This window comes from Streptomyces sp. NPDC002536, assembly GCF_053594995.1.
This window is the reverse complement of sequence record NZ_JBSFWU010000032.1, coordinates 41,884-64,179: the sequence shown is the minus strand read 5'-3', so window position 1 is coordinate 64,179 and position 22,296 is coordinate 41,884. Positions and strand designations below refer to the sequence as shown.

General features: G+C 71.9%; 24 protein-coding genes. 9 read left to right on the top strand and 15 right to left on the bottom strand.

The window, feature by feature from the left end; all coding sequences use genetic code 11:
* Positions 1–105: 105 nt before the first annotated feature.
* A complete protein-coding gene (locus ACWD4B_RS14890; RefSeq protein WP_451421096.1) occupies positions 106–813 on the bottom strand; it encodes a hypothetical protein in 708 nt (235 codons plus the stop codon).
* A gap of 98 nt (positions 814–911) precedes the next feature.
* On the bottom strand, positions 912–2,003 hold the full coding sequence (locus tag ACWD4B_RS14885) for an ROK family protein (RefSeq protein WP_451421095.1): 1,092 nt from the start codon (positions 2,001–2,003) through the stop codon (positions 912–914).
* A gap of 58 nt (positions 2,004–2,061) precedes the next feature.
* On the opposite strand from ACWD4B_RS14885, the gene ACWD4B_RS14880 reads away from it, so the two are divergent.
* The 3 genes from ACWD4B_RS14880 to ACWD4B_RS14870 all read left to right on the top strand — a co-directional run bounded on the left by ACWD4B_RS14880 (position 2,062) and on the right by ACWD4B_RS14870 (position 4,590).
* The gene (locus ACWD4B_RS14880; protein WP_451421094.1) at positions 2,062–3,147 is read left to right on the top strand and encodes a Gfo/Idh/MocA family oxidoreductase; all 1,086 of its coding nucleotides are present in this window, start codon (positions 2,062–2,064) and stop codon (positions 3,145–3,147) included.
* Positions 3,144–3,617 carry a heme-degrading domain-containing protein gene (locus tag ACWD4B_RS14875; RefSeq protein WP_451421093.1) on the top strand — a complete coding sequence of 158 codons (474 nt, stop codon included), beginning with the start codon at positions 3,144–3,146 and terminating at the stop codon, positions 3,615–3,617. The genes ACWD4B_RS14880 and ACWD4B_RS14875 overlap by 4 nt, the downstream gene beginning before the upstream one ends.
* A 205-nt stretch (positions 3,618–3,822) precedes the next feature.
* A complete protein-coding gene (locus tag ACWD4B_RS14870) occupies positions 3,823–4,590 on the top strand; it encodes a putative protein N(5)-glutamine methyltransferase (RefSeq protein WP_451421092.1) in 768 nt (255 codons plus the stop codon).
* A 37-nt stretch (positions 4,591–4,627) separates the two neighbouring features.
* Here ACWD4B_RS14870 and ACWD4B_RS14865 read toward each other — a convergent pair whose 3' ends face one another.
* Positions 4,628–5,029: a nitroreductase family deazaflavin-dependent oxidoreductase gene (locus ACWD4B_RS14865; protein WP_451421091.1), complete on the bottom strand. Its 402-nt coding sequence runs from the start codon at positions 5,027–5,029 to the stop codon at positions 4,628–4,630.
* Positions 5,030–5,139: 110 nt separating this feature from the next.
* Here ACWD4B_RS14865 and ACWD4B_RS14860 point away from each other — a divergent pair, with 110 nt between their 5' ends.
* A complete protein-coding gene (locus ACWD4B_RS14860) occupies positions 5,140–5,376 on the top strand; it encodes a DUF6191 domain-containing protein (RefSeq protein ID WP_451421090.1) in 237 nt (78 codons plus the stop codon).
* On the opposite strand, the gene ACWD4B_RS14855 is transcribed toward ACWD4B_RS14860, so the two are convergent.
* On the bottom strand, positions 5,369–5,602 hold the full coding sequence (locus ACWD4B_RS14855) for a DUF6255 family natural product biosynthesis protein (RefSeq protein WP_451421089.1): 234 nt from the start codon (positions 5,600–5,602) through the stop codon (positions 5,369–5,371). The genes ACWD4B_RS14860 and ACWD4B_RS14855 overlap by 8 nt on opposite strands.
* A 346-nt stretch (positions 5,603–5,948) precedes the next feature.
* Between ACWD4B_RS14855 and ACWD4B_RS14850 the strand changes: the two genes are divergently transcribed.
* Both ACWD4B_RS14850 and ACWD4B_RS14845 read left to right on the top strand, forming a co-directional pair.
* Positions 5,949–6,962 (top strand): helix-turn-helix domain-containing protein, encoded by a 1,014-nt coding sequence (locus ACWD4B_RS14850; RefSeq protein WP_451421088.1) that lies wholly within the window; start codon positions 5,949–5,951, stop codon positions 6,960–6,962.
* Between the two features lie 9 nt (positions 6,963–6,971).
* Complete coding sequence (locus ACWD4B_RS14845; protein ID WP_451421087.1) at positions 6,972–7,202, top strand: DUF397 domain-containing protein; 231 nt, start codon at positions 6,972–6,974, stop codon at positions 7,200–7,202.
* Here the strand turns inward: ACWD4B_RS14845 and ACWD4B_RS14840 are convergent.
* Positions 7,166–7,471 (bottom strand): cupredoxin domain-containing protein, encoded by a 306-nt coding sequence (locus tag ACWD4B_RS14840; RefSeq protein WP_451421086.1) that lies wholly within the window; start codon positions 7,469–7,471, stop codon positions 7,166–7,168. The genes ACWD4B_RS14845 and ACWD4B_RS14840 overlap by 37 nt on opposite strands.
* A gap of 405 nt (positions 7,472–7,876) precedes the next feature.
* Positions 7,877–9,181 carry a choice-of-anchor A family protein gene (locus tag ACWD4B_RS14835; RefSeq protein WP_451421085.1) on the bottom strand — a complete coding sequence of 435 codons (1,305 nt, stop codon included), beginning with the start codon at positions 9,179–9,181 and terminating at the stop codon, positions 7,877–7,879.
* 165 nt (positions 9,182–9,346) lie between these two features.
* Here ACWD4B_RS14835 and ACWD4B_RS14830 point away from each other — a divergent pair, with 165 nt between their 5' ends.
* On the top strand, positions 9,347–10,096 hold the full coding sequence (locus ACWD4B_RS14830; RefSeq protein ID WP_451421084.1) for a hypothetical protein: 750 nt from the start codon (positions 9,347–9,349) through the stop codon (positions 10,094–10,096).
* 119 nt (positions 10,097–10,215) lie between these two features.
* Here the strand turns inward: ACWD4B_RS14830 and ACWD4B_RS14825 are convergent, their stop codons facing one another.
* The 6 genes from ACWD4B_RS14825 to ACWD4B_RS14800 all read right to left on the bottom strand — a co-directional run bounded on the left by ACWD4B_RS14825 (position 10,216) and on the right by ACWD4B_RS14800 (position 15,452).
* Positions 10,216–11,082: a fumarylacetoacetate hydrolase family protein gene (locus ACWD4B_RS14825; RefSeq protein ID WP_451421083.1), complete on the bottom strand. Its 867-nt coding sequence runs from the start codon at positions 11,080–11,082 to the stop codon at positions 10,216–10,218.
* A gap of 100 nt (positions 11,083–11,182) precedes the next feature.
* Positions 11,183–11,932 carry a YidC/Oxa1 family membrane protein insertase gene (locus ACWD4B_RS14820; RefSeq protein WP_451421082.1) on the bottom strand — a complete coding sequence of 250 codons (750 nt, stop codon included), beginning with the start codon at positions 11,930–11,932 and terminating at the stop codon, positions 11,183–11,185.
* A gap of 87 nt (positions 11,933–12,019) precedes the next feature.
* The gene (locus tag ACWD4B_RS14815) at positions 12,020–12,322 is read right to left on the bottom strand and encodes a DUF6412 domain-containing protein (protein ID WP_451421081.1); all 303 of its coding nucleotides are present in this window, start codon (positions 12,320–12,322) and stop codon (positions 12,020–12,022) included.
* A gap of 34 nt (positions 12,323–12,356) precedes the next feature.
* Positions 12,357–13,856 (bottom strand): sodium:solute symporter family protein, encoded by a 1,500-nt coding sequence (locus tag ACWD4B_RS14810; RefSeq protein ID WP_451421080.1) that lies wholly within the window; start codon positions 13,854–13,856, stop codon positions 12,357–12,359.
* Positions 13,853–14,050: a DUF3311 domain-containing protein gene (locus tag ACWD4B_RS14805; RefSeq protein ID WP_451421079.1), complete on the bottom strand. Its 198-nt coding sequence runs from the start codon at positions 14,048–14,050 to the stop codon at positions 13,853–13,855. The genes ACWD4B_RS14810 and ACWD4B_RS14805 overlap by 4 nt, the downstream gene beginning before the upstream one ends.
* A gap of 121 nt (positions 14,051–14,171) precedes the next feature.
* Positions 14,172–15,452, bottom strand: a complete 1,281-nt coding sequence (locus tag ACWD4B_RS14800) for a DUF445 domain-containing protein (protein ID WP_451421100.1) — start codon at positions 15,450–15,452, stop codon at positions 14,172–14,174.
* Between the two features lie 185 nt (positions 15,453–15,637).
* On the opposite strand from ACWD4B_RS14800, the gene ACWD4B_RS14795 reads away from it, so the two are divergent.
* Positions 15,638–16,990, top strand: coding sequence for an SGNH/GDSL hydrolase family protein (locus ACWD4B_RS14795; RefSeq protein WP_451421078.1), 1,353 nt, complete (start codon positions 15,638–15,640; stop codon positions 16,988–16,990).
* A 138-nt stretch (positions 16,991–17,128) separates the two neighbouring features.
* Here ACWD4B_RS14795 and ACWD4B_RS14790 read toward each other — a convergent pair whose 3' ends face one another.
* The 3 genes from ACWD4B_RS14790 to ACWD4B_RS14780 are packed head-to-tail and all read right to left on the bottom strand — an operon-like array spanning position 17,129 to position 19,746.
* Positions 17,129–18,094 (bottom strand): ABC transporter ATP-binding protein, encoded by a 966-nt coding sequence (locus ACWD4B_RS14790; RefSeq protein ID WP_451421099.1) that lies wholly within the window; start codon positions 18,092–18,094, stop codon positions 17,129–17,131.
* Positions 18,095–18,128: 34 nt separating this feature from the next.
* On the bottom strand, positions 18,129–18,893 hold the full coding sequence (locus ACWD4B_RS14785) for an ABC transporter permease (RefSeq protein ID WP_451421098.1): 765 nt from the start codon (positions 18,891–18,893) through the stop codon (positions 18,129–18,131).
* A 52-nt stretch (positions 18,894–18,945) separates the two neighbouring features.
* A complete protein-coding gene (locus ACWD4B_RS14780) occupies positions 18,946–19,746 on the bottom strand; it encodes an ABC transporter permease (RefSeq protein WP_451421077.1) in 801 nt (266 codons plus the stop codon).
* Positions 19,747–19,974: 228 nt separating this feature from the next.
* Here ACWD4B_RS14780 and ACWD4B_RS14775 point away from each other — a divergent pair, with 228 nt between their 5' ends.
* Complete coding sequence (locus ACWD4B_RS14775) at positions 19,975–22,275, top strand: transglycosylase domain-containing protein (RefSeq protein WP_451421076.1); 2,301 nt, start codon at positions 19,975–19,977, stop codon at positions 22,273–22,275.
* Positions 22,276–22,296: the final 21 nt, after the last annotated feature.

The window sequence follows — 22,296 nt, the reverse complement described above, 5'->3', positions numbered from 1 at the left end:
CACGACGCGCCCGCAGTCGAGGTTCTCGGGGCTGCGCCCCGGACCCCCGGGGTAGTGCGTCGACTGCAGGCCGGTGGGGGCTGGTCGCGCAGTTCCCCGCGCCCCTTACGGGGCGCCCCGGCGCCGCGCACCCAGCATCAGCGCCGCCCCGGCGGCAAACGCACCACCCGCACCCGCCGCGATCCCCCGCAGAGGATCGCCCCCGGTGTCGGCCAGCCCGTCCGACCCCCCGTCCCCGCCCTCCACCGCGAACGCGTAGTCGCCGGACTGCCCCACCCACGCCCCGTCTCCCCCGCGCCGCTGCACAGCGGTGACATTGGCCGTGACCGGCCCCTCGGGGGCGTCCCCCGTGAACCCCAGCCGCATCCGCACGGTGACCGCCCGGCGGGCGGGCACGGCGAAGCCGGGGAAGTCGGGCTCCTGCCCGTCGAGCACGCCGACGTTCTCGGCCTCGTCGGTGCGCTCGAACTGCACCGGCCGCCACCGCGCGCCGCCGGGGTCGTAGAAGTCGAGCCGGATGTGGCCGGGCTGCAGCGCCCGTCCCTTGTCGGACAGCACCGCCACGGGGTGGACGGCGCGGCACTCCCCGTCGGTGGTGTTGCGCAGCTCCAGCTCCCAGGTCTGCTGGGCACCCCCGCGCTCGTACGCGTCCGGGCCGCCGCTCAGGCGCGAGGTGATGGGGAAGTCCTTGCCGGCGGGGTCGCCGCAGTGCGGCTGGGGGCTCGCGGCGGCCGGCTCCTGCGGCACCACGGCCGGCCCGAGGGCGGCGGCCAGGACGAGCGCGGCGGCGCCGAGGGTACGGGGCAGGGACATGACTCAAGGGACCTTCGCGCTGGGGGACGGCGGGGACGTGCGCGTACGTACATCCCACCGGGCGCCGCGCGGTACGGGCGCGTACGGCCGACCGGCCGTCAGACGCCACCCGTTGTGCGGAAGAGCGGGGCGAGGGCGAGCTCGGCCGCGCCGTCGACCACGGTGTGCCCGCCGCCGGGCGCGACGGCCACCGGGACCGCGGTGCCGGTCACGGCGCCGAGGGCGTCCCGCACCCCGGCCGTGTACGCCTCCGGGTCCGCGAGCACGGTACGGCCGCCGAGCAGGACGAGGTCGATGTCCAGCAGGCGCACGAGGTTGGCGGCGCCGACGCCGAGCAGGCGGGCGGCGCGGGCGGTGTCGCCCGCGGCGACGGCGGCCAGGCACAGGGCCTCGATGCAGCCGCGGCTGCCGCAGGGGCACGGCGGCCCGTCGAGCTGGAGCACCTGGTGCCCGAACTCCCCCGCGCCCGTGCGCGCGCCGCGGTGCACGCCGCGGCCGAGGACGAGGCCGGCGCCGAGGCCGGTGCCGAGGTGGAGGTAGGCGAAGGAGTCGGCGGCGCGGGTGCGGGCGAGGCCGAGGGCGGCGGCGTTGGTGTCCTTGTCGAGGACGACGGGGACGCCGAGGCCGAGCCGCTCGGCGAGCGCGTCGCGCAGCGGGAAGCCGTCCCACCGGGGGTGGCCGGTGACGCGGTGCAGGATGCCGCCCGGGTGGTCGAGGGGGCCGGGTGCGGCGACGCCGACGCCGAGGAGCGTGACCGGAGAGGCCTCCGCCAGCAGGGCCGCGACCTCGCCCTGCACGGTGGCGAGCACCGCCTCCGCGCCCGCGCCGAAGGCGAGCGGGGCGGTGCGGGCGGCGACGGGCGTGCCGGTGAGGTCGGCGAGGGTCGCGTGCATCTCGTCGCGGTCGAGGTGCAGGCCGACGGCGTGGGCGGCGCCCGGGACCAGGCGGATGGCGGTCGCGGGCTTGCCGCCCGTGGAGGCCCGGCGGCCCGCCTCGGCGGCCAGCCCGCCGTCCCGCAGCCGGGCGGTGATCTTGCTGACGGCCTGCGGTGTCAGGCCCGTGCGCCCGGCCAGCTCCGCGCGGCTGGCACCGCGCCCGCCCGCCTCGCGCAGGAGGCCGAGGACGAGGGCGGTGTTGTGATCGCGGAGGGCGGCGAGGTTGGCGCCGACGGGGGTGGTGATCCTGTGCACACCACCATTGTGATCGCCCCGCTTGCACTTCTGCAACAGCGTTGCCAAAGTGGAGGGCATGGTCACCCCGAACCCGTACCGCGTCGGCCTCATCGGCTACGGCCTCGCAGGCTCCGTCTTCCACGCCCCGCTGATCGCGGCCACCGGGGGACTCGTCCTCGACACGGTCGTCACGGCCAACGAGGAGCGCCAGGCCCAGGCCCGGTCCGAGCACCCCCAGGTGCGCACCGTCGCGACGGCCGACGAACTGTTCGCGCGGGCCGGCGAGCTCGACCTCGTCGTCATCGCCTCCCCCAACCGCACGCACGTCCCGCTCGCGCACACCGCGCTGGAGGCCGGCCTGCCCGTCGTCGTCGACAAGCCGCTCGCCGCCACCGCCGCCGAGGCGGAGGCGCTCGCCGAACTGGCCGACCGGCGCGGGCTGCTGCTCAGCCCGTTCCAGAACCGCCGCTGGGACAACGACTTCCGCACCGTCGCCGGCCTCCTCGCCGACGGCGCGCTCGGCCGCGTGCAGCGCTTCGAGTCCCGCTTCGAGCGCTGGCGCCCGCAGCCCAAGGGCGGCTGGCGCGAGTCCGGCGACCCCGCCGAGATCGGCGGCATCCTCTACGACCTGGGCAGCCACCTCGTCGACCAGGCGCTCGCCCTCTTCGGCCCGGCCGCGGCCGTCTACGCCGAGTCGGACGTCCGGCGGCCGGGCGCCGAGGCGGACGACGACACCTTCATCGCCCTGACGCACCGCAACGGCGTCCGCTCCCACCTGTGGATGAGCGCCACCACGGCCCAACTCGGCCCGCGGTTCCGGGTGCTGGGCAGCGCGGCGGGCTACGTGAAGTACGGGCTCGACCCCCAGGAGGCGGCCCTGCGCGAGGGCCTGCGGCCGGGCCCCGGCTGGGGCCGGGAGCCCGAGACGTCGTGGGGCCGCCTCGGCGCGGGCGAATCACCGCTGACGGGCGGCGGCGAACCGGTGCCCACCCTGCCGGGCGACTACCCCGCCTACTACGCGGCCATCGAGAACGCCCTGCGCACCGGCGCCGAACCGCCCGTCACGGCACGGGAGGCGGCGGCCGCGCTGCGGGTGCTGGAGGCCGCACGGAAGTCGGCGGAGGAAGGCTGCGCCGTGAAGCTTGAGGACGGTACGAAGTGAGCGTCGCAGTGGGCGAGTTGATCACACAACTGGAGGAGGACGAGACCCGCCTGGTCCTCGACCGCTTCGACAACGACGACGCGTGGCGGCTCGGCCTGACCCTGACGGAACTCGCGCAGGAGCAGGGCGCAGCGGTCACGATCGGCATCCGCCGGGTCAACCAGCGCCTGTTCCACCGCGCATTGCCGGGCACCACGGCGGACAACGACGGCTGGATCGACCGCAAGAGCCGCGTGGTGCTGCACTACGAGGAGTCCTCGCTCCTGGTCGGCGCCCGCTTCCGCGCCAAGGGCCGCACGTTCGAGACGGCCTCGCGCCTCGACCCCCGCCGCTACGCCGCCCACGGCGGAGCGTTCCCGCTGCGGCTGCGCGGTACGGGGGTGATCGGCGCCGTTGCCGTGTCCGGCTTGGCGCAGGAGGCGGACCACGCGCTGGTGGTGGAGGGGCTGGAGCGGTTCTTGGGCCGCTAGGGCCTGTCCGGACGGGCGGGGCCGATCTTGACGATCGGCCCCGCCCGGGTGCATGATGCGGCCTTCAGTATGTGAACAACCAAGGAGGTGAGACCCATTACCGCAGTAGCAGGCGGGATGCTCTCACCCCACCACCGCACGGTTCCCTTGGCATAGGTGGACCGGGAGAGCGTCCTTCGGTTTCCCGAAAGGCTTTTCCTCTCCCATGTCGGTTTCCCTTGTCACCACTCTCCGCGCCGCCGGCTGTGTCTTCGCCGAGGACGAGGCGCGACTCCTTCTCGACACCGCCCGCACGCCCGACGAGCTCGACACGATGGTCGAGCAGCGTGTCACCGGATTCCCCCTGGAACACGTCCTCGGCTGGGCCGAGTTCCGCGGCCTGCGCATAGCCGTCGACCCCGGCGTCTTCGTCCCCCGCCGCCGCACCGAATTCCTCGCGGAACAGGCGGCAGCACTGACGCGTCCGGGCTCCGTCGTCCTCGACCTGTGCTGCGGTACGGGCGCAGTCGGGGCGACGTTGGGCGGCGTCGAACTGCACGCCGCCGACATCGACCCGGCGGCGGTACGCTGCGCGCGGCGGAACGTTGCTGCGGTGGGCGGCCGGGTCTACGAGGGCGACCTGTACGAGCCCCTGCCGGCCGCCCTGCGCGGGCGTGTCGACGTGCTGGTCGCCAACGCACCGTACGTGCCGACGGAGGCGATCGGGCTGCTGCCGCCCGAGGCACGGGAGTACGAGGCGCTGGTGGCCCTGGACGGCGGTTCGGACGGACTGAGCGTGCAGCGGCGAGTTGCCGCCGGGGCGTTGGACTGGCTCGCGCCGGGCGGTCACTTGCTCATCGAGACGAGCGAGCGACAGGCTGGGCGGACGGTCGACATCGTTGTGCGGGGTGGGCTGACGGCGCAGGTAGTCAACTGTGACGAGCTGGACGCGACGGTCGTCGTCGGTTCGGCAGGGCCGTTGACCGGGAACTGATCGGGTGCTCCGGACGACCGGAGCACCCGCCGGTCACTCAGACGCGCTCCAGCACCACCACCGGGATCTCCCGGTCCGTCTTGCGCTGGTAGTCGTCGTACGCGGGCCATGTGGCGGCCATCGTCCGCCACATGTCCGGCTTCTCGTCGGCGTTCGCCGTACGCGCGCGAGCCGTGAAACGGTCGCCCTTCACCTGGACCTGCACCTCGGGGTTCGCCTCCAGGTTGAGGTACCAGGCAGGCGGCGTGGCAGAGCCGCCGTTGGAGGCCACGAGGAGCAGCGCGTCGCCGTACGGCTGGTAGATCAGCGGATTGTTGCGCTGCGCACCGCTCTTGCGGCCGGTCGTGGTGAGGATCAGCACCGTGGAGCCCTGCCAGTCGTGGCCCTCGGCCCCATCGGTCTCGACGTATCGCCTGACGTGCTCGTCACCGAACAGCATGTGCATGCTCCTTCGATCAGCGGTCTGTTCTCATGGAACACACAGCTCCTGCTGTTCGTTCCCGGCGCATGGTGAGCCTACTGACAGGGCCGTTCCTCACGCTCCTCATCGTGATACCGCTGTTCCTGCTGGCCGCCCTACGGAAGGCCCTCCGGCCGCGCAAGAGGTTCGGCACCCGGGGCGTCGGTGCAACAGCCACCGAGGAGTTGCACGCCCTGCTCTACCCCAGCAAGCGGGTTCAGTTGGAACAGCGGCGGGTCATGCTCGTCCTGCGGGACGACGAGCTCGACGGCGCCCCCAAGAAGACCGGCATCGACCTGGACGGCGGGACGGCCCGGATCACGTGAACGCCTTCGAGAAACCCCAATGGCTCACGCGGTAGTGACCCTTGGCGATGATGAACGCTGCCGCCTTGTCCCGCTCCGCGAGCAGCTGCCTGCGCGTCTGCAACGGCTGCGGCAGCCCTTCGGGGCGCAGGGCCCCGTAATCCGTGAAGCGGTGCGCCCCGCAACGGGTGCACTGCGACAGGCCGTTGGCATGCTGCCAGGCCGAATCGTGCTGACAGTGGACCATTAGTTCCTCCCTTCCGCAGAGTGTGCCACGATCCAGTGCCCGTATGCGGCGGCACTCGCCTTTCCGGCTTCTTCGGTACCGGTTGCCGTACGCCTTGCGCTTTCCAGGGCCGCGCATTCCTCACACCCCGTACGGTACGGGCGCAGCCCGGCTGCGGCGCGTTCGTCGCGGGTCGCCAACCGGAGGGCGGAGAGCGGGACTTCCCACGTCAGGCCGCCTCCGGGGCGCTGGACCTGTACGCGGTCTCCGGTGACCCCGACGACTTGCGCGATGCGATTTTCTCGGGCGTCTACCACGAACGCCCCGTTTCTGTACGCCATTCACTGACACCTTCCGCCCTGCGGGTGTGCGCGACGGTTCCACGATGCACGGGTGCGGGGCGTATTTCAAACTTCAAATTGCAGAGCTGCAAATTGCAGAACTGCCTTTTGCGGGTGGCTGCTTGCTGCAGAGATTCGGCAAGATTTGCCAGCACGGACGCCAGGGGGAGGTCAGCGTGGGACAGCAGGCACATCGCACGGCCCGGCGCCGTCGGCTGGGCACTGCCCTCAGGCAGCTCAGGGAGGCGGCGGGGGTCACCGCTACGGAGGCGGCGGAGGCCATCCACGGGGGCAGCAGCAAGATCAGCCGGATCGAGACCGGGTGCCACCGCGTCACGCGGCTCGAACTGGACGTGCTGATGACCCTCTACCGGGTCCGGGACGGCCGGACACGCGAGCGTCTGATCGCGCTGGCGTCCGAAGAGCGGACCAGGAGCTGGTGGCGCCAGCCTGGCGAACCCTTGTCGGCGAGCTTCAAGGAAGTTCTTGCGCTGGAGTCCAGCGCAGCCGCAATCTCCACCTTTCAGATGGAACTAGTGCCCGGACTGCTACAGACCCGAGCCTACGCAGCCGCCGTCCTCAGCGGATCAGAACCACTACCGCAGGACGCAATCGAGTTCTACCTCAATCTGCGAATGGGACGCCAATCCATCTTCCGCCGTGAGAGCCCACCAAATTACCTGTGCGTCTTGACGGAAGGTGTACTGCACCAATACGTCGGCGGGCCCGCGACGATGGCAGGGCAGCTGCGCCATCTGGTCGACATGAGCCTAATGCCAGCGGTGACGATTCAGGTCATCCCCTACACGCAGACGACGTTGATCCCTACGGGTGGCCCCTTCCTCATCTTCTCCCACCCGGCTCCCCTGAACTTGGATGTCGTGACGCTCGAATCCCTCGACGGCACCCGGTGTCTGGAGGACGATGAGATCGTTGCGAGGTACCACAGGGCGCTGGATCGGCTGCACGAATCGGCACTCTCGGCCGAGCGGTCCGTGGAGTTGATCGCTTCGATCGCCCACAGATTTGAACACGAGTGAGGTACACACGTGATACGCCACGACCTGCCCAGCGACGCGTGGTGGAAGTCGTCATACAGCCTAGACGGGCAGGGCGAGTGCCTGGAGGCCCAACCCACCCCCGACGCCCAAGTCGCCGTAGGCGACAGCAAGTCCCGCCCCCGCGGCGCCCTCGCCTTCCAACCCCCCGCCTGGGCCACCTTCGTAGGCGCCGTCAGGCGCGATCAGCTCACCACAACTGTGCCCTTCATGGACGGGTGAACCGCGCAGTAGTAGCTGAACGTACCGGCATTGCTGAAGGTGAAGCTGAAGGTGTCGTTCTGGTCGAGCATGGGCGAGTCGAGCGGGCCGGACACGCTGCTGGTGACCGTGTGCGGAGCCGAATCCTGATTGGTCCAGGTGACCGTGGTGCCACGACTGACCTTCAACGTAGCGGGCGAGTAAGCGTAGTTGACAATCGGCACCTGCGTGGTCGCCGCGAACGTCGTCTGCGCAGCCGTCAGTACCGCGGCGCTCGCCAGCGCCGCCACGATGGATCCGTACCTCTTCATTGCGCTCCTTCTAGTGGCGTATCCGGTGCGCGGGCCGTCGGTGGCCGATCGCGCAGTTCCCCGCGCCCCTTACGGGGCGCCGTCGCACTCCGATGGCAGAAACCCTCACTCCAGCCGCCTCAAAACGAGGGTTTCTGACACCGGAGTCACACGCTCCACGGCTGCCGGCCCCGCCGGTTCTGCTCGCGCAGGAAGTCGTACATGGCACGGCAACCGTGCCCCGTAAGGGGCGCGGGGAACTGCGCGACCAGCCACCGACGGCCTGCAGTCGACGCACCACCCCAGGGGTCCGGGGGCGAAGCCCCGAGAGCCTCAACTGCGGGCGCGTCGTGGTTGCTCGCGCAGTTCCCCGCGCCCCTGACGGGGCGCAGCCCCACCCCGGCTTCAGCGCCCCCTCCGTGCCGAGAACCGCGACCGGTACAGCACGTACAGCGCCAGTGCCGCCCCTGCCGCCACGCATGTACCGCCGATGGCCATGCTCATCCCCATCGGAGGGCCGCCGTGGGCGAGTTCACTCTCGGCCGCCACGGACGGTGACGCCGCCGGCCGGATCGAGGAGTCCCCCCGCGGCGCCCCCGCCGCGAGCGTGCCGGCGGCTTCGCAGTTCGGGAGTTCGCCGTCGAAGGGGTAGGCGTGGATGCCCTGGCCGCCGCTGACGCCGGACTCATGGCTCAGCGAACCCGCCGTGAACAGGCGTCCGTTGAGGGCGTTCAGGGTCACCACCGTGGTGCTGGCCGGGCGGCCGACCAGGACCGAGCCGTGGAGGTTGCCGCTGCCCGTGAGGCGGACCTCGCTCGCGTCCGGGAAGTTCCAGAGGAGCCGTTCCCGTCGTGCGCCCGTGACGCCCGTCTCCGACGGGCTCACCATGCGCGAGTCGCCCGTGAAGTTGACCAGGACGGTCGCGTCCTGCGGGACGTTGCGGAACTCCACCGCCTGGGCGCCGCCGTCGGGGGCGACGAGGTCGAAGTCCACGTCGAAGACCTGGAGCGGCGAGGTGCCGTCGCCCGTGAAGACCGTGAACTGGCCGTAGTTGACGGCCGCACCCGTGGGCCTGCGCGGCACGCCCTTGTCGTAGGCGTAGCAGGAGCTCGCCGCGGTGAGGACGTCGCGCAGGTGCCGGTAGCGGTCGACGGCGGTGGCGTCGTGCACGGCGCGCGGGCTGACCGTGCCCGTCCGGGTGCCGGCGTAGGCGACCGTCCCGTTGACCGTCCCGTCCTCCGCGAGCAGCTTGCGGCCCCCGGCCACGCGGACGTCGCCGCCCACGCGGAGGAAGGCGGAGCCGTTGTCCGGGGGGACGTGGGAGCCGAGGGAGGCGGCGCCGACCTGGTAGGCCTGGGAGGCGCCCTCGCGCTCGGCGACGTCGAAGGAGCCGAGGACGACGACGTTGCCCTCGGCCTCGGCCGCCGCGCGGCGCACGTGGAAGTCGCCACCGACGAAGACGTTGACCGCGTTGTCCCGGCCGCGTGCGGGTCCCGCGGCGGGCTCGGGGAACACGCCGGGGCAGGAGCCCGACATGCAGGGGCCCAGCCCGGCGGGCAGCGGTTCCGCGACGCCGGGCACGCCGACCGCGCTGAGCAGCAGGGCGCCGCCGGTCACGATGCCTGCCGCCAGGACGGTCGCGGCGGGGTGCCGCGGGCTCTTCCGATGGGGATGCGGGTGCTGGTGCCGTCTGTGCCGCCTCTCGCGCATATTCCGAAAATATGCGCATAAGGGTTGACGGAACCCCGGAACACACGCCCCGGGTCCCCCGAACGCCGCTCACTCGGACGGCTCCGGCGCAGTGGCGGGGGCATCTGGCGGGTGATCACCTCGGAGCAGCATCGTGCACCCGTACCGCACCGCAGGAGGACCGCGATGGACCGGACGACGCCCAGGCCGCCTCGTCGCGCGGCCGCGCCGCCGGCCGCGGTCGTGCTGATGGTGGTGACGGCGACGGCCTGCTCGGGTGGCGGCGGCTCGTCGGGGTCGGCGGCGAAGTCCGCGTCACCGACCACCCAACTCACCGACAGCCAGGCGAAGTCGGCGCTGATCGGCATCTCCGCCCTGGGGGCGCAGTGGAAGGCCGGCGCCGGCAGCGCGAGCGCCGGGACGCAGGACGCCCTGCTGCGGAGCAAGACGGACAAGCCCGACTGCCAGGTGCTCCTCGACCGGCTGAACTCGGTCGACCTCTTCGGTGCCGGGCCGACGGCCAAGTCCACCGAGGTCTTCACCGAGTCGTCCAGGAACGCCCGGCTGACCTACCAGGTGGCGTCGTACCGGCCGGACGCCCTCGACAAGGCCATGGACTGGCTGAAGACCCTGCCGGCGGGGTGCGACGCGTTCACGGCCATCGACCCGTCGGGCAACAAGGTGAACGGGCAGGTCGTCGCGACGAAGATGCCGGACGTCGGCGACGACCGGATCGGTCTCCGGACGACGCTCGCCACCACGATGCAGGGGCTCAAGGCCACCCTGACCCTCGACACGGCCGCGGTGCGGGTCGGGTCCAGTGCCGTCACCGTCACCAACGGCGGGCTGGACGGAGCGGAGGGCTCCGCCACGGAGCAGGCCGTCCAGAAGGGGGTTCCGCGCCTGATGGAGGCGCTCGCGGGGAGGACGCCCTAGCGCCCCGTAAGGGGCGCGGGGAACTGCGCGATCAGCCACGACGCGCCCGCGGTCGAAGTCCCGGGGCCGTGCGTCGGCTGCAGGCCGTCGGTGGCTGGTCGCGCAGTTCCCCGCGCCCCTTACGGGGCGTCCTTGAGCTCCTGCCGTTGGCGCCCCAGACCCTCGATCTCCAGCTCCACCACATCCCCCGCCCGCAGATACGGCTGCGGGGCCGGGCGGCCCATGGCCACGCCGGGCGGGGTGCCCGTGTTGATCACGTCCCCGGGGTGGAGGGTCATGAACTGGCTGACGTAGCGCACCACCTGGGCGACCGGGAAGATCTGGTCCGCGGTGCTGCCGTCCTGCATCGGCGTGCCGTTGACCCACAGGCGGAGGCGGAGCGTCTGCGGGTCGGGGATCTCGTCGGCGGTGACGAGCCACGGGCCGAGCGGGTTGAAGGTCTCGCAGCTCTTGCCCTTGTCCCACTGCCCGCCGCGCTCGTACTGGAACGCGCGCTCGGAGACGTCGTGGGAGACGGCGTACCCGGCGACCGCGGCCAGTGCCTCCTCGTCGGTGCGCAGGTAGCGGGCCGTGCGTCCGATGACGACGGCCAGCTCTGCCTCCCAGTCGGTCTTCTCCGCGCCGCGCGGCACGAGGACGGTGTCGTCGGGGCCGACGACGGTGTCCGGGGCCTTGAGGAAGAGCACCGGCTCGGTCGGGATGGGGACGCGGTTGCCCCTGTGGTCCGTGTGGCCACGGTAGTTGATGCCCACACAGACGATCTTGCCGATCCTGGTGAGGGGCGGCCCGGTCCGCAGCCCGCGCGGGTCGACGGCGGGGAGGATCCGGGCCCCCACGGCCGCCCGGATGTGCATCTGCAACGCCGTGTCGGCGAGGAGCCGGCCGTCGATGTCCGGGACGAGCGCCGACAGATCGCGCAGCGTCCCGTCCTCCTCCAGCAGGGCCGGGCGCTCCGCCCCTGCCGGTCCGACGCGCAGCAGCTTCATCCGGTGGTCTCACTCCCTGGCAGGTCGGCCGCCTGATCGTCAAGGAATCGTCCAGGAGCGGAGGTTGTCTCCGCAAGCCCCGTTTCGGTCTCCATCGGCCTCACTTGGCGGGTATCGCCCCTTCCGTACCCTCCGGGGTGCGCAGGCGCTGGAGGAACGCGCGCTCCGCCGCCGTCCACGTCGTGCTCGTCACCACGTACAGCGCCGCGGCGAGCGGTACGACGGCAACGGTGATGAGGGTGCCGAAGGCGAGCAGCGGTGCCACCCTGGCCGCCTTGGCCATCACGGCCGCCGTCGGGTCCGAGGCGTCCGCCGCGGGGAGCGGCGCCGCGGCCGCCGCCTTGCGGGCGCGGGTGTACGTCCAGGTGGCGACGGCGCCGACGAGGGCGAACAGGCCGAGGTAGACGAGGCCGTGAGGTCCGGCGACCCCGCCGTGACCCAGGACGTCCGCCCAGCGTCCGGTGAGCGGTGCGCCGAGCAGGACGTGGCCCTCGCCGCTCGAACCCGTGGAGAACAGGTGGTACATCACGAAGAAGACGGGCAGCTGGGCGAGAAGGGGCAGGATGCCGCCCCACGGGGAGACGCCCGCCTTGGCATAGAGCTCGTTCGTCGCGCGCATCAGCCGCTCGGGGTCGTTCTTGTGCCGTTTCCGCAGCTTCTGCACCTGCGGTGCGAGCGCGGTCCGGGCCCGCTCGCCGCGCGCCGCGGAGCGGGCCAGCGGGTGCAGGGAGAGCCGTACGCCGAGGGTCAGCAGAACGATCGCGGCGGCCGTCGCGGAGGCGCCGAAAAGCGGAACGAGGACGTCCGAGAAATGGGAGAGGAAGGAGCCGAGGGTGGTGAAGACATGCATGGGAGAGCCCTCCAACGGGTCTCGTCGTGCCGGGATTTCAGGGAAATCGGCGTGACGAGCCGCTCGGGCCCGCGGAGTTGCGGGGACCTACGCGGCCGTCGGGAGGGGACGGCCGGGTGCCCGGGGCCGTCGGCGGCCCCGGGCATCGGGATCGCGCTGGGCCAGGAAGGCAGTGCGGAGTTCGCGATCGCGCATGGCAGTGCGGATGCGCGTCGGGGTGAGCGGGCCGGTGCTGTGCACGATCAGCGTGCACAGGGCGAAGGCGGCGGCGACCGTGGCCGTCGCCGCCATGGCGACGGCGCTCATGAGGCCGCCGCTGTGGGCGAGCAGGAGCTCGCCGAACAGGAGGAGGAGCAGGCTCAGGTGCGTACGCAGAGCGCTGTTCACCATGATCCCCCTCCTCACCACACGTTCACACGTTCCGTCAGACTGACTCAGATGGTACTGGGTCCCTGGCCAGCACGTCCTCATCGGGTCGGCCGTCGGCCGGCTTCGGCCCGAGCCACGAAACCGCCAGCGCCACCACGACGTTCACACCCAGCGCGAGTGCCCCCGCATTCACTCCGTGCACCGGATCGTTCTCCGTGAACACCAGCGAGCACACGAGCACACCGCCCGCGACCAGACCGCTGAGCGCTCCCCACAGCGTCAGCCTCCGCCACACCAGGCCCAGCAGGATCATGGGGACGAGCTGGGCCATGCCCTCGTACGAGATCAGCGACAGCCGGACCAGCGTGTTCGGCCGGGTGTACGTCAGCAGCAGCGCCAGTGCGCCCGACACGACGACCACCACCTGCCCCGCGAGGCGCTGCCGTTGCGGACTGTCCGCCAGTGCCGGGACGGCGCCCAGCACGCTCCGGCCCCACATCGTGCCGATCACGAGCATGAACACCGCCATCGGCACGATGGACGACAGCGCCGCCGCGACCCCGATCAGCCCGACCGCCCACGCGGGCAGCGAGTCCACGACGAGCTTGAAGAGCGCCAGGTTCGACCCCGCGCCCGTGAGGCCCGGGATGACGAAGACGGCCGCCATGCCGAGCAGCATCGGCACGAACAGCAGCACGTTGTAGCAGGGCAGCAGGATCGCGTTGCGCCGCAGGGCGTCCGCGCTGCGGGCGCCCAGGTAACCCGCCACGGTGGTCGGGAAGATGACGACGGTGAGGGAGTTGAGGAAGCTGGTCGTCACGAACCAGGTGCCGTTCAGTCCGCTCCCGCCGTGCCCGGTGAAGGTCAGCCACTGCGGCTTCTCCGCCACCAGCCGGTGCAGGAAGGGGCCGTAGCCGTCGAAGTAGTGCACGGGGACGTAGATCGCCAGGAAGCCGAGGGTGCCGATGACGAGGACGTCCTTGAGCACCGACACCCACGCACTGCCGCGCAGTCCGCTGACCACGACGAAGGCGGTGGTGACCGCGAAGGCGATGAAATAGGCCCAGTTGAGGCTGATGGCACCGTAGGAGATCGTCGAGACGACGACGCCCATGCCGGTGATCTGCAGCTGGATGTACGGGAGCAGGCAGACCGTCGCCAGGATCGCCACCAGGGTGCCGAGCCAGGGGCGGCCGTAGCGGTGGGCGACCATGTCGGTGATGCTGACGAGGCCGTGGCGGCGCGCGTACGACCAGAGGGTCGGGCCGGCGAGGTAACCGACCGCGTAGCCGCAGGACATGTACGCGATGACGTAGAGGACGGGGGCGCCGTAGTTGTAGCCCCAGCCCGCGGCGCCGAGGTAGCTGAAGCTGGTGTAGCTCTCGCCGGCCATCAGGACCCAGATGAAGACGGTGCCGAGACTGCGGCCGCCGACGGACCACTCGGCGATCCCGCCGGCGCCGCCGCGCCCGCGGACGGCGAGGAGGCCGAGGGCCACGGTCAGCACCATGAAGACGCCGAAGATCGTCGAGGCGACCGCCGCGTTCGTGCTCATGCGCGGCCTCGCTTGCGGTCGCCCCGCCAGGCGAGGAACACGGCCACCGGTGTCAACACGGTGGACAGGAGGATCCAGGAGAAGAGGAAGGGGAAGCCGAGGATGGTCGGCCGGACCCTGTCCACGAGAGGCAATGCGCCGAGGAAGAGGACGTAGGGGGCCAGCAGCCATAGCAGAGCGGGACGTTTCAGCACGGGTCGACCCTAGGCGGTGCACCCTGTCGGGCGCGCCCCGTCAGGGGCGCGGGGAACTGCGCGAGCAACCACGACGCACCCGCTCCCCGCTCCCCTGACGGGGGCGCCCCCGGCGGAACCGCTACGCCCCCACCAGCCGCGACGCCGTGTAGATCAGCAGCCCCGCCAGTGCCCCCACCACCGTGCCGTTGATCCTGATGAACTGCAGGTCCCGTCCGATGTGGGCCTCGATCTTGCGGGACGTGTGCTCCGCGTCCCAGCCCGCGATCGTGTCCGTGATCAGCAGCGTGATCTCGTCCCGGTATGTCGTCACGACGTAGACCGCCGCGTCCTCCAGCCAGCCGTCCACCTTCGCGCGCAGCCGTGCGTCCTCCGTCATCCGGGCGCCCAGCGAGAGGATCGCGGCCCGCGCGCGCAGGCGCAGTTCGCTGCGCTCGTCCTCCGCCGCGGCGACGATCATGCCGCGGACCGACGACCACGCGGAGGCGATGATGTCCTGGACCTCGCCCCGGCCCAGCACCTCGGACTTCAGGCGCTCGACGCGGGCCCGGGTGTCCGGGTCCGACCGGAGGTCCTGCGCGAAGTCCGAGAGGAAGCGGTCCACGGCGCCCCGCGCCGGGTGGTCCGGCATGTCACGCATCTCCGTGACGAAGCGCAGCAGTTCCTTGTAGACGCGCTCGCCGACCTTGCGGTCGACGAAGCGCGGCGTCCAGCCGGGGGCGCCGCCCGTGACGGCCCCCATCACGGAGTCGCCGTGCGCGACGAGCCAGTCGTGGGCCCGTACGCACACCAGGTCCACCACCTTCCGGTGGCCCCCGTCCGTGACGATCTTCTCCAGCATGGCGCCGATGCCCGGCGCGATCTCGGCCGCGTCGGCGCGCCGGGTGATGGCCTCGCCGACGACGGCCTGGACGTCGGAGTCCCGCAGGACGGTGAGGGCGCCGCGCAGCGCAGTGGCCAGTTCGTCGGTCACCCGGTCCGCATGGGCCGGTTCGGCGAGCCAGGCGCCGAGCCGGGAGCCGATGCCGACGGCGCGCAGGCGGAGGCGGACGACGTCGCCGGAGAGGAAGTTCTCGCCGACGAATTCGCCCAGGCTCTGGCCGAGCTGGTCCTTCTTGGTCGGGATGATCGCCGTGTGCGGGATGGGGAGGCCCATCGGGCGGCGGAACAGGGCGGTGACGGCGAACCAGTCGGCGAGGGCGCCGACCATGCCGGCCTCGGCCGCGGCCGCGACGAAGGCCGGCCAGCCGGTCCAGCCCGCGGACTGGGCCCACTTCGCGAGGGCGTAGACCAGGGCGACGGCCAGCAGCAGGCCCGTCGCGATGGTCTTCATCCGGCGCACACCGCGCCTCTTCTCTTCGTCCACCGCGCTGGGGGTGAAACCGCCCGGCCGGGCGGGCATCACCTCTTCGGCGGCATCCGACTCCTCACCCTGTGTCCGAATCACCCGCACCACCCGTTCCGGCTGTCCTCACGTGCATTGTCCCTACCCCGGGGGACTCCGGGAGCGGACGAGGAGTTCCCGGGTGCCGTGGGATCATGGAGCGGCGACCCTCCCCAGGAGACACCGTCCATGAACCACCGCTCATGAACAGGCCGCCCCCGGCCGCCCGGCAGGTGCTGCCCCGAGGTGCCGTCCCTGCCGCCCTCGCCGCCCTGACGGCCGCGGCGACCGTCGTGGCGGCGGTCCTCTTCACCGACACCGGTGCCGGCGTGCCGCGCGCGCAGGCGGGTCCGCACACCGTCGCCCGCTCGCACTCCGCCGTGCCGGCCGTACCGGCCGTCGCCGGGCACTGGGTGGGCAGCTGGGCGGCCGCGCCCGCGGGCGCGGAGCCGGCGACGGACGTGCGGGGCATGGCGGGCCGGTCCGTCCGCAACGTGGTGCACACCAGCATCGGCGGCACCAGCGCTCGCATCCAGCTCTCCAACCTCTTCGGCAGACGGCCCCTGACGATCGGCCACGCCTCGCTCGCCCTGGCCGCCGCCCCCGGCTCCCCCGCCGCGGCGCCCGGCACGCTGCGGCGGCTGGCCTTCGGCGGGCGGGAGCAGGTGACGATCCCGGCCGGGCAGGCGGTCGTCAGCGATCCGGTGCGCCTGGACGTGCCACGCGCCGCCGACGTGCTGGTCAGCACCTACGCCCGCACGCCGTCCGGCCCCGCGACGTTCCATCCGCACGCCCGGCAGACCTCCTGGCTCGCGCCCGGCGACCACACGCAGGACGCGGGCGGGGCGGCGTACGCCGAACGGACGCCGTACTGGCGCTACGTGACCGCCCTCGACGTCTGGAGCACCGGCGCGCGCGGCGCGGTCGTCGCCCTCGGCGACTCCATCACCGACGGCGTCACCGCCACGTTCGGCGCCGACCACCGCTGGACGGACGTCCTCGCCGGGCAACTGCCCGACTACGGCGTCCTCAACGAGGGGATCAGCGGCAACCGCGTCCTGCTCGGCGGCATGGGCGGCTCGGCCGTGGACAACCCCAGTGCGCTCGGCCGGTTCGACCGCGACGTCCTCGCGCGGACGGGCGTGCGCGCGGTCGTCGTCGAGCTCGGCATCAACGACATCCTGCGGTCGCCGCAGCAGCTCGACCCCGCACGGATCGTGGACGGGCTGCGGGAGCTGGTGCGCCGGGCACATGTGCGCGGGCTGCGGGTGATCGGCTCGACGCTGAGCCCCTTCGGGGGGCACGGCAGCGTCGGGGCCGAGCAGGAGCGGGTACGACAGGGGGTCAATGCGGCGGTGCGGGCGGGCGGGGTGTTCGACGGCGTCGTGGACTTCGACGTCGTCCTGCGGGATCCGGCGAACCCGCAGCGGCTGCTGGCCGCGTACGACTGCGGGGACCACCTGCACCCGAACGACGCGGGGTACCGGGCCATGGCGGGGGCCGTGGACACGGGGGCGTTGACGGGGTGGCTGTCGCCGCTGACCCGGCCCCGTTAGGGGCGCGGGGAACTGCGCGAGCGGCCACGACGCGGCCCGCAGACGACATGCCGTCCCGGGACAGTGCGTCGGCTGCGGGCCGTGGACGGCTTGTCGTGCCCACGCGGCGGAGCCGCATATGTCAACAGCCCCGCGCCCCTAACGGGACGCGTACATCCGCGCAATGACATCCTCGATGTCCGGCTCCCGAACCGAGAGGTCCACCAGCGGATAGCGCTCCGCCACCGCGGCCACCAGCGGCGCCGCGCTCTGCGTGGCCGCGAACGCCAGCCACTGGCGCGGGCCTTCGGTCCTCACGACGCGCGCCCCGGGGATGCCGGTGACGGGCGGAAGCTCCCGCTCCAGGTCGATCACCAGCGTCCGTTCGCTCTCCCCCACCGCGTGCAGCCCGTCCAGGTCGCCGTCGTGGACCAGCCGGCCGTGGTCGATGACCATCACCCGGCGGCACAGCTGCTCGATGTCGGTCAGGTCATGTGTCGTGAGCAGAACGGTCGTTCCCTGCGTGGCATTCACCTCGCGCAGGAACTCGCGCACCTTGGCCTTGCTGATCACGTCCAGGCCGATCGTGGGCTCGTCGAGGTAGAGCACGTCGGGGTCGTGCAGCAGGGCCGCGGCGATGTCGCCGCGCATCCGCTGTCCGAGGGAGAGCTGCCGGACGGGCACCTCCAGCAGCTCCCCGAGGTCGAGCAGCTCGACACAGCGTTCGAGGTTGGCACGGTAACGGGCGTCGGGAATGCGGTACATGCGACGCACAAGCCCGTAGGAGTCCCGCAGCGGCAGGTCCCACCACAGCGTGGTGCGCTGCCCGAAGACCACGCCGATGCGGCGCGCCAGCCGCGTCCGGTCGCGGGACGGATCGACCCCCGCGACGCGCAGCCGGCCCCCGCTCGGGGTGAGGATGCCCGTCAGCATCTTGATGGTGGTGGACTTGCCCGCCCCGTTCGGGCCGATGTAGCCGACCATCTCGCCGCGCGGCACGGAGAAGCTGATGCCGTCCACCGCACGCACCTGGCGGCGCTCCCGGCGCAGCAGCCCCGTGCGTCTCCGGACGTCGAAGACCTTCTCGACCCGGTCGAGTTCGATGAATCCGTCCGTCTCCGTCATCTCCGCCATCTCCGTATCCTCTCTCCTCTCCCCCTCAACTCCCCGTACTCCGGTAGCTCCGCAGTCCCGCCCGCCACACCAGCCCCGCCAGGGCACAGCACACCGCCGCCACCAGCGGCGAGGCGAAGTCCGCCCACGACGGCAGGCCCAGCGGGTTCTCCCGGCCCAGCACCCGCAGTGCGGGCACCCAGTTGACGAAGGCGATCGGCACGACGAACGTGACGCCCCGCACCAGGTCGGTGGCGAACAGCGTGGGCGGGTACTGCAGCAGCGTCGTACCGCCGTAGGTGAAGGCGTTCTGCACCTCGGCCGCGTCGTTGGCCTTGAACTGGAAGGCCGCGCCGGCCACGAACACCGCCCCGAAGATCGCCGCCCCGCTCACCAGCATCAGCGGAACGAGCAGCAGCCGTACGGGCGTCCAGTCGACATCCAGCCGCACCAGCGACCAGCCGAGCAGCAGCGCCCCCTGGGTGATCCGCCCCAGCCTGCGCAGGGCGAACCGGTCCGCCGCGACCTGCGCGAGGACCGGCGCGGGCCGGACGAGCAGGGTGTCGAGCGTGCCGTCGCGCACCCGGCGGCCCACCTTGTCCATGTTGCCGAGAAACAGGTCCGCCAGCCCGAACGAGGTGCTCGTCGTGCCGTAGAGGAAGGCCACTTCGGGCAGCGAGAAGCCGCCCAGCGTGCGCACGTGCGAGAACATGATGAGGATCGCGACGAAGTCGAGCGCGGTCGCCGCGAAGTTCCCGGCCGCCATCATCAGGAACGACGCCCGGTACGCCATCGTCGAGCGCACCCACATGGCGACGATCAGACCGTAGGCCCGCAGCCCCTGCGCGACACCGGAGAGTACGTCAGCCACCCTGCACCACCACCTTCCGCGTGGCCACCGCCTGCACCACACGCCCCAGCCCCAGCACCACCACCGCCCACCCCGCCTGGAACGCCAACGCCCGTATCAGCCCGGCCCCGTGGTGCCGGCCGAGCAGTACGTCCGCCGGCACCTGGAGCAGCGCCGACCACGGCAGCAGCCGTGCCACCTCGCCGAACGCGCCCGGGAAGACGCCCAGGGGCAGCAGCATCCCGGACAGGAAGGTCCCCAGCAGGCTGCTCAGCACCGTCAGCCCGGCCCCGTCCAGCAGCCAGAAGGCGGCCAGCCCCACCAGGTAGCGCATCCCGAAGCCCACCAGCAGGCCGAGCAGCACCGAGAGCAGGAAGGCCAGCCACGTCAGCGGGTCGGCGGGCAGGGTGAGTTCGAACGCCAGCGCCCCCACCGCCAGCGGCACCACCCCGCGGCCCAGCAGCTGGAAGCCCGCCCGGCCCAGGTCGTTGGCCAGCCACCACAACTGCAGGTCGGCCGGGCGGTAGAGGTCCACGGCCACGTCCCCGGAGCGGATCCGCTCCTGCAGCTCGTCCTCGAAACCCCCGCCCATCAACGCCGCGGCGGCCAGCAGCGCCTGACTGATCCACACGAACGCCAGCGCCTGCCCGAGCTCGTAACCGCCCAGGTGGGGACGGGCGTTCCACAGGGCGATATAGGTGTACGCGACGATGAAGCCGAAGACCGTGTTCGTGAAGACCCCGGCGGCGGTGGCGACCCGGTAGGTGGCGTACCGGCGGAATCCGCTGAACGCGACCGCCGCATAAAGCCGCATCCCCGGACCCCCTGCGTCGTTGAACTCATACCGGACGAAACGCAGGAGCCTAGTCGCACGCCCGGCCCCGGGGCCACGCAATTTTCACCCCGGGGAGTGGTCGGCCTGAACCGAACGGCCCTCACCACGCCGCCATCGGGGCGCTATGCCGCTGCGCCGGAACGCAGGATGCGACAGTGTTCGCCGTGGCCGCACAACCCCGGCGGCGGCCGAGGAGTCCCAGGAGACATGAGCGACGAGCACGCACACCGACGTCCCGGCGGTGGGACCGGCGCGCCGCCGCACGGCTGGGCGCCCCGCAGCGCCGCCCCCAACGCCCCGACCGCCCGCACCCGGCGCACCGGATGGCGGCGCCTGCTGCCCACCTGGCGCCTGATCCTCGGCGGCTTCCTGCTGGTCGTCCTGCTCATCGCGGGCGCCCTGATCGCGGGTTACATGCTCGTCGACATCCCGCCGGCCAACAAGGCCGCGGTCGCCGAGAGCAACGTCTTCCTCTACTCCGACGGCAGCCAGCTCGCCCGCGACGGCGAGGTCAACCGCGAGAGCGTGCCGCTGAGCAAGATCCCCAAGAATGTGCAGCACGCCGTACTGGCCGCCGAGGACCGGGACTTCTACTCGGAGTCGGCCGTCAACCCCGAGGCCATGGTGCGCGCCGCCTGGAACACCGTCACCGGCAAGGGCAAGCAGTCCGGTTCCACGATCACCCAGCAATACGTCAAGAACTATTACCTGGGCCAGGAACAGACCATCAGCCGCAAGGTGAAGGAATTCTTCATCGCCATCAAGCTGGACCGCGAGGAGTCCAAGAACGACATCCTGGAGGGCTACCTCAACACCAGCTACTTCGGCCGCAACGCCTATGGCATCCAGGCCGCTTCGCAGGCCTACTACAACAAGGATTCGGACAAGCTGAACACGGCGGAGGGCGCCTATCTGGCCACCCTCCTCAATGCGCCCAGCGCCTACGACGTGGGCGCCCACCCCGAGAACAAGCCGCGCGCCACGGCCCGCTGGAGCTACGTACTCGACGGCATGGTGAAGAAGAAGTGGCTCACCCCGGCCGAGCGGGCGGGCATGAAGTTCCCGGTGCCCGGCAAGTCCCGCCCGCGGCTGGGGATGTCGGGCCAGCGCGGCTATCTGGTGGAGGCCGTCAAGGACTACCTCACCACCAACAAGATCGTCGACGAGCAGACCCTGGCCGCCGGGGGCTACCGCATCACCACCACCATCGACCGCAAGAAACAGGACGCGTTCGTCACCGCCGTGCGCGAAGAGCTGATGAACCAGCTCGACGAGAACCGCAAGGTCGACACGTACGTGCGCGCCGGAGGCGCCTCCATCGACCCCAAGACCGGCCGTGTCGTGGCCCTTTACGGCGGCATCGACTACACCAAGCAGTACGTCAACAACGCCACGCGCCGCGACTACCAGGTGGGTTCCACCTTCAAGCCCTTCGTCTTCACCTCCGCCGTCGACAACGGCTCCACCACGCAGCAGGGCCGCTCGATCACCCCGAACACCGTCTACGACGGCACCAACAAGCGCCCGGTGCAGGGCCCCAACGGGCCCGTCGGCTACTCCCCTTCGAACGAGGACGACAAGTCCTACGGGCCGATCACCGTCACCCAGGCCACCGACTGGTCGGTCAACGCGGTGTACGCACAGATGGCGGAGGACGTCGGGCCGGGCAAGGTACGGGACACGGCCATCGCGCTCGGCCTCCCGGCCAAGACCCCCGACCTGAACGCGAACCCCTCCATCGCCCTCGGCCCCGCCACCGCCAGCGTCCTGGACATGACCCAGGCGTACGCGACCCTCGCCAACCACGGCAAGCACGGCCCGTACACGCTCGTCGACAAGGTCTCCAAGTCCGCCGAGGACATCACGCTGCCGGACCGCAGCGACACCCGGCGGGCCGTCTCGCGCGAGGCCGCCGACACCACGACGGCCATCCTGCAGAGCGTCGTCGAGAGCCCGACGGGCACCGGCAAGGCCGCCCAGGCCGCCGGGCGGCCTGCGGCCGGCAAGACGGGTACGGCGGAGGACGACAAGGCGGCCTGGTTCGCGGGCTACACGCCGGATCTGGCGACCGTGGTCGCCGTCATGGGCCAGGACCCCGACACCGCCGACCAGAAGCCGCTGTACGGGGCGACCGGGATGAACCGCATCAACGGCGGCGGCTACCCCGCGCAGATCTGGGCGTCGTACACCGGCACCGCGCTGGAGGGGACTCCGGCCACGGACTTCAACCTGACGCTGGAGAGCGGGGCGGGGAAGCCGACGCTGGAACCGACGGCGTCGCCGTCGTCCGCGCCGCCGTCGTCGGCACCGCCGTCGTCCCTGCCGCCGACCGCCCCGACGGGCCGCCCGACGATCCCCGGCCCGCCGACGGGCCCGCCCACCGGCCCGCCCCCCTTCACCCCGCCGGGCCCCCCGACCCCACCGGGCTTCCCGCCCTTCGGCGGCCCGAACGAGGGCAGGGGGGAGGGCCACGGCCGGGAACGTGACCTGCTGGGGTACGAGTACTGAGGCCTGTCCCCGTGCCCGAAG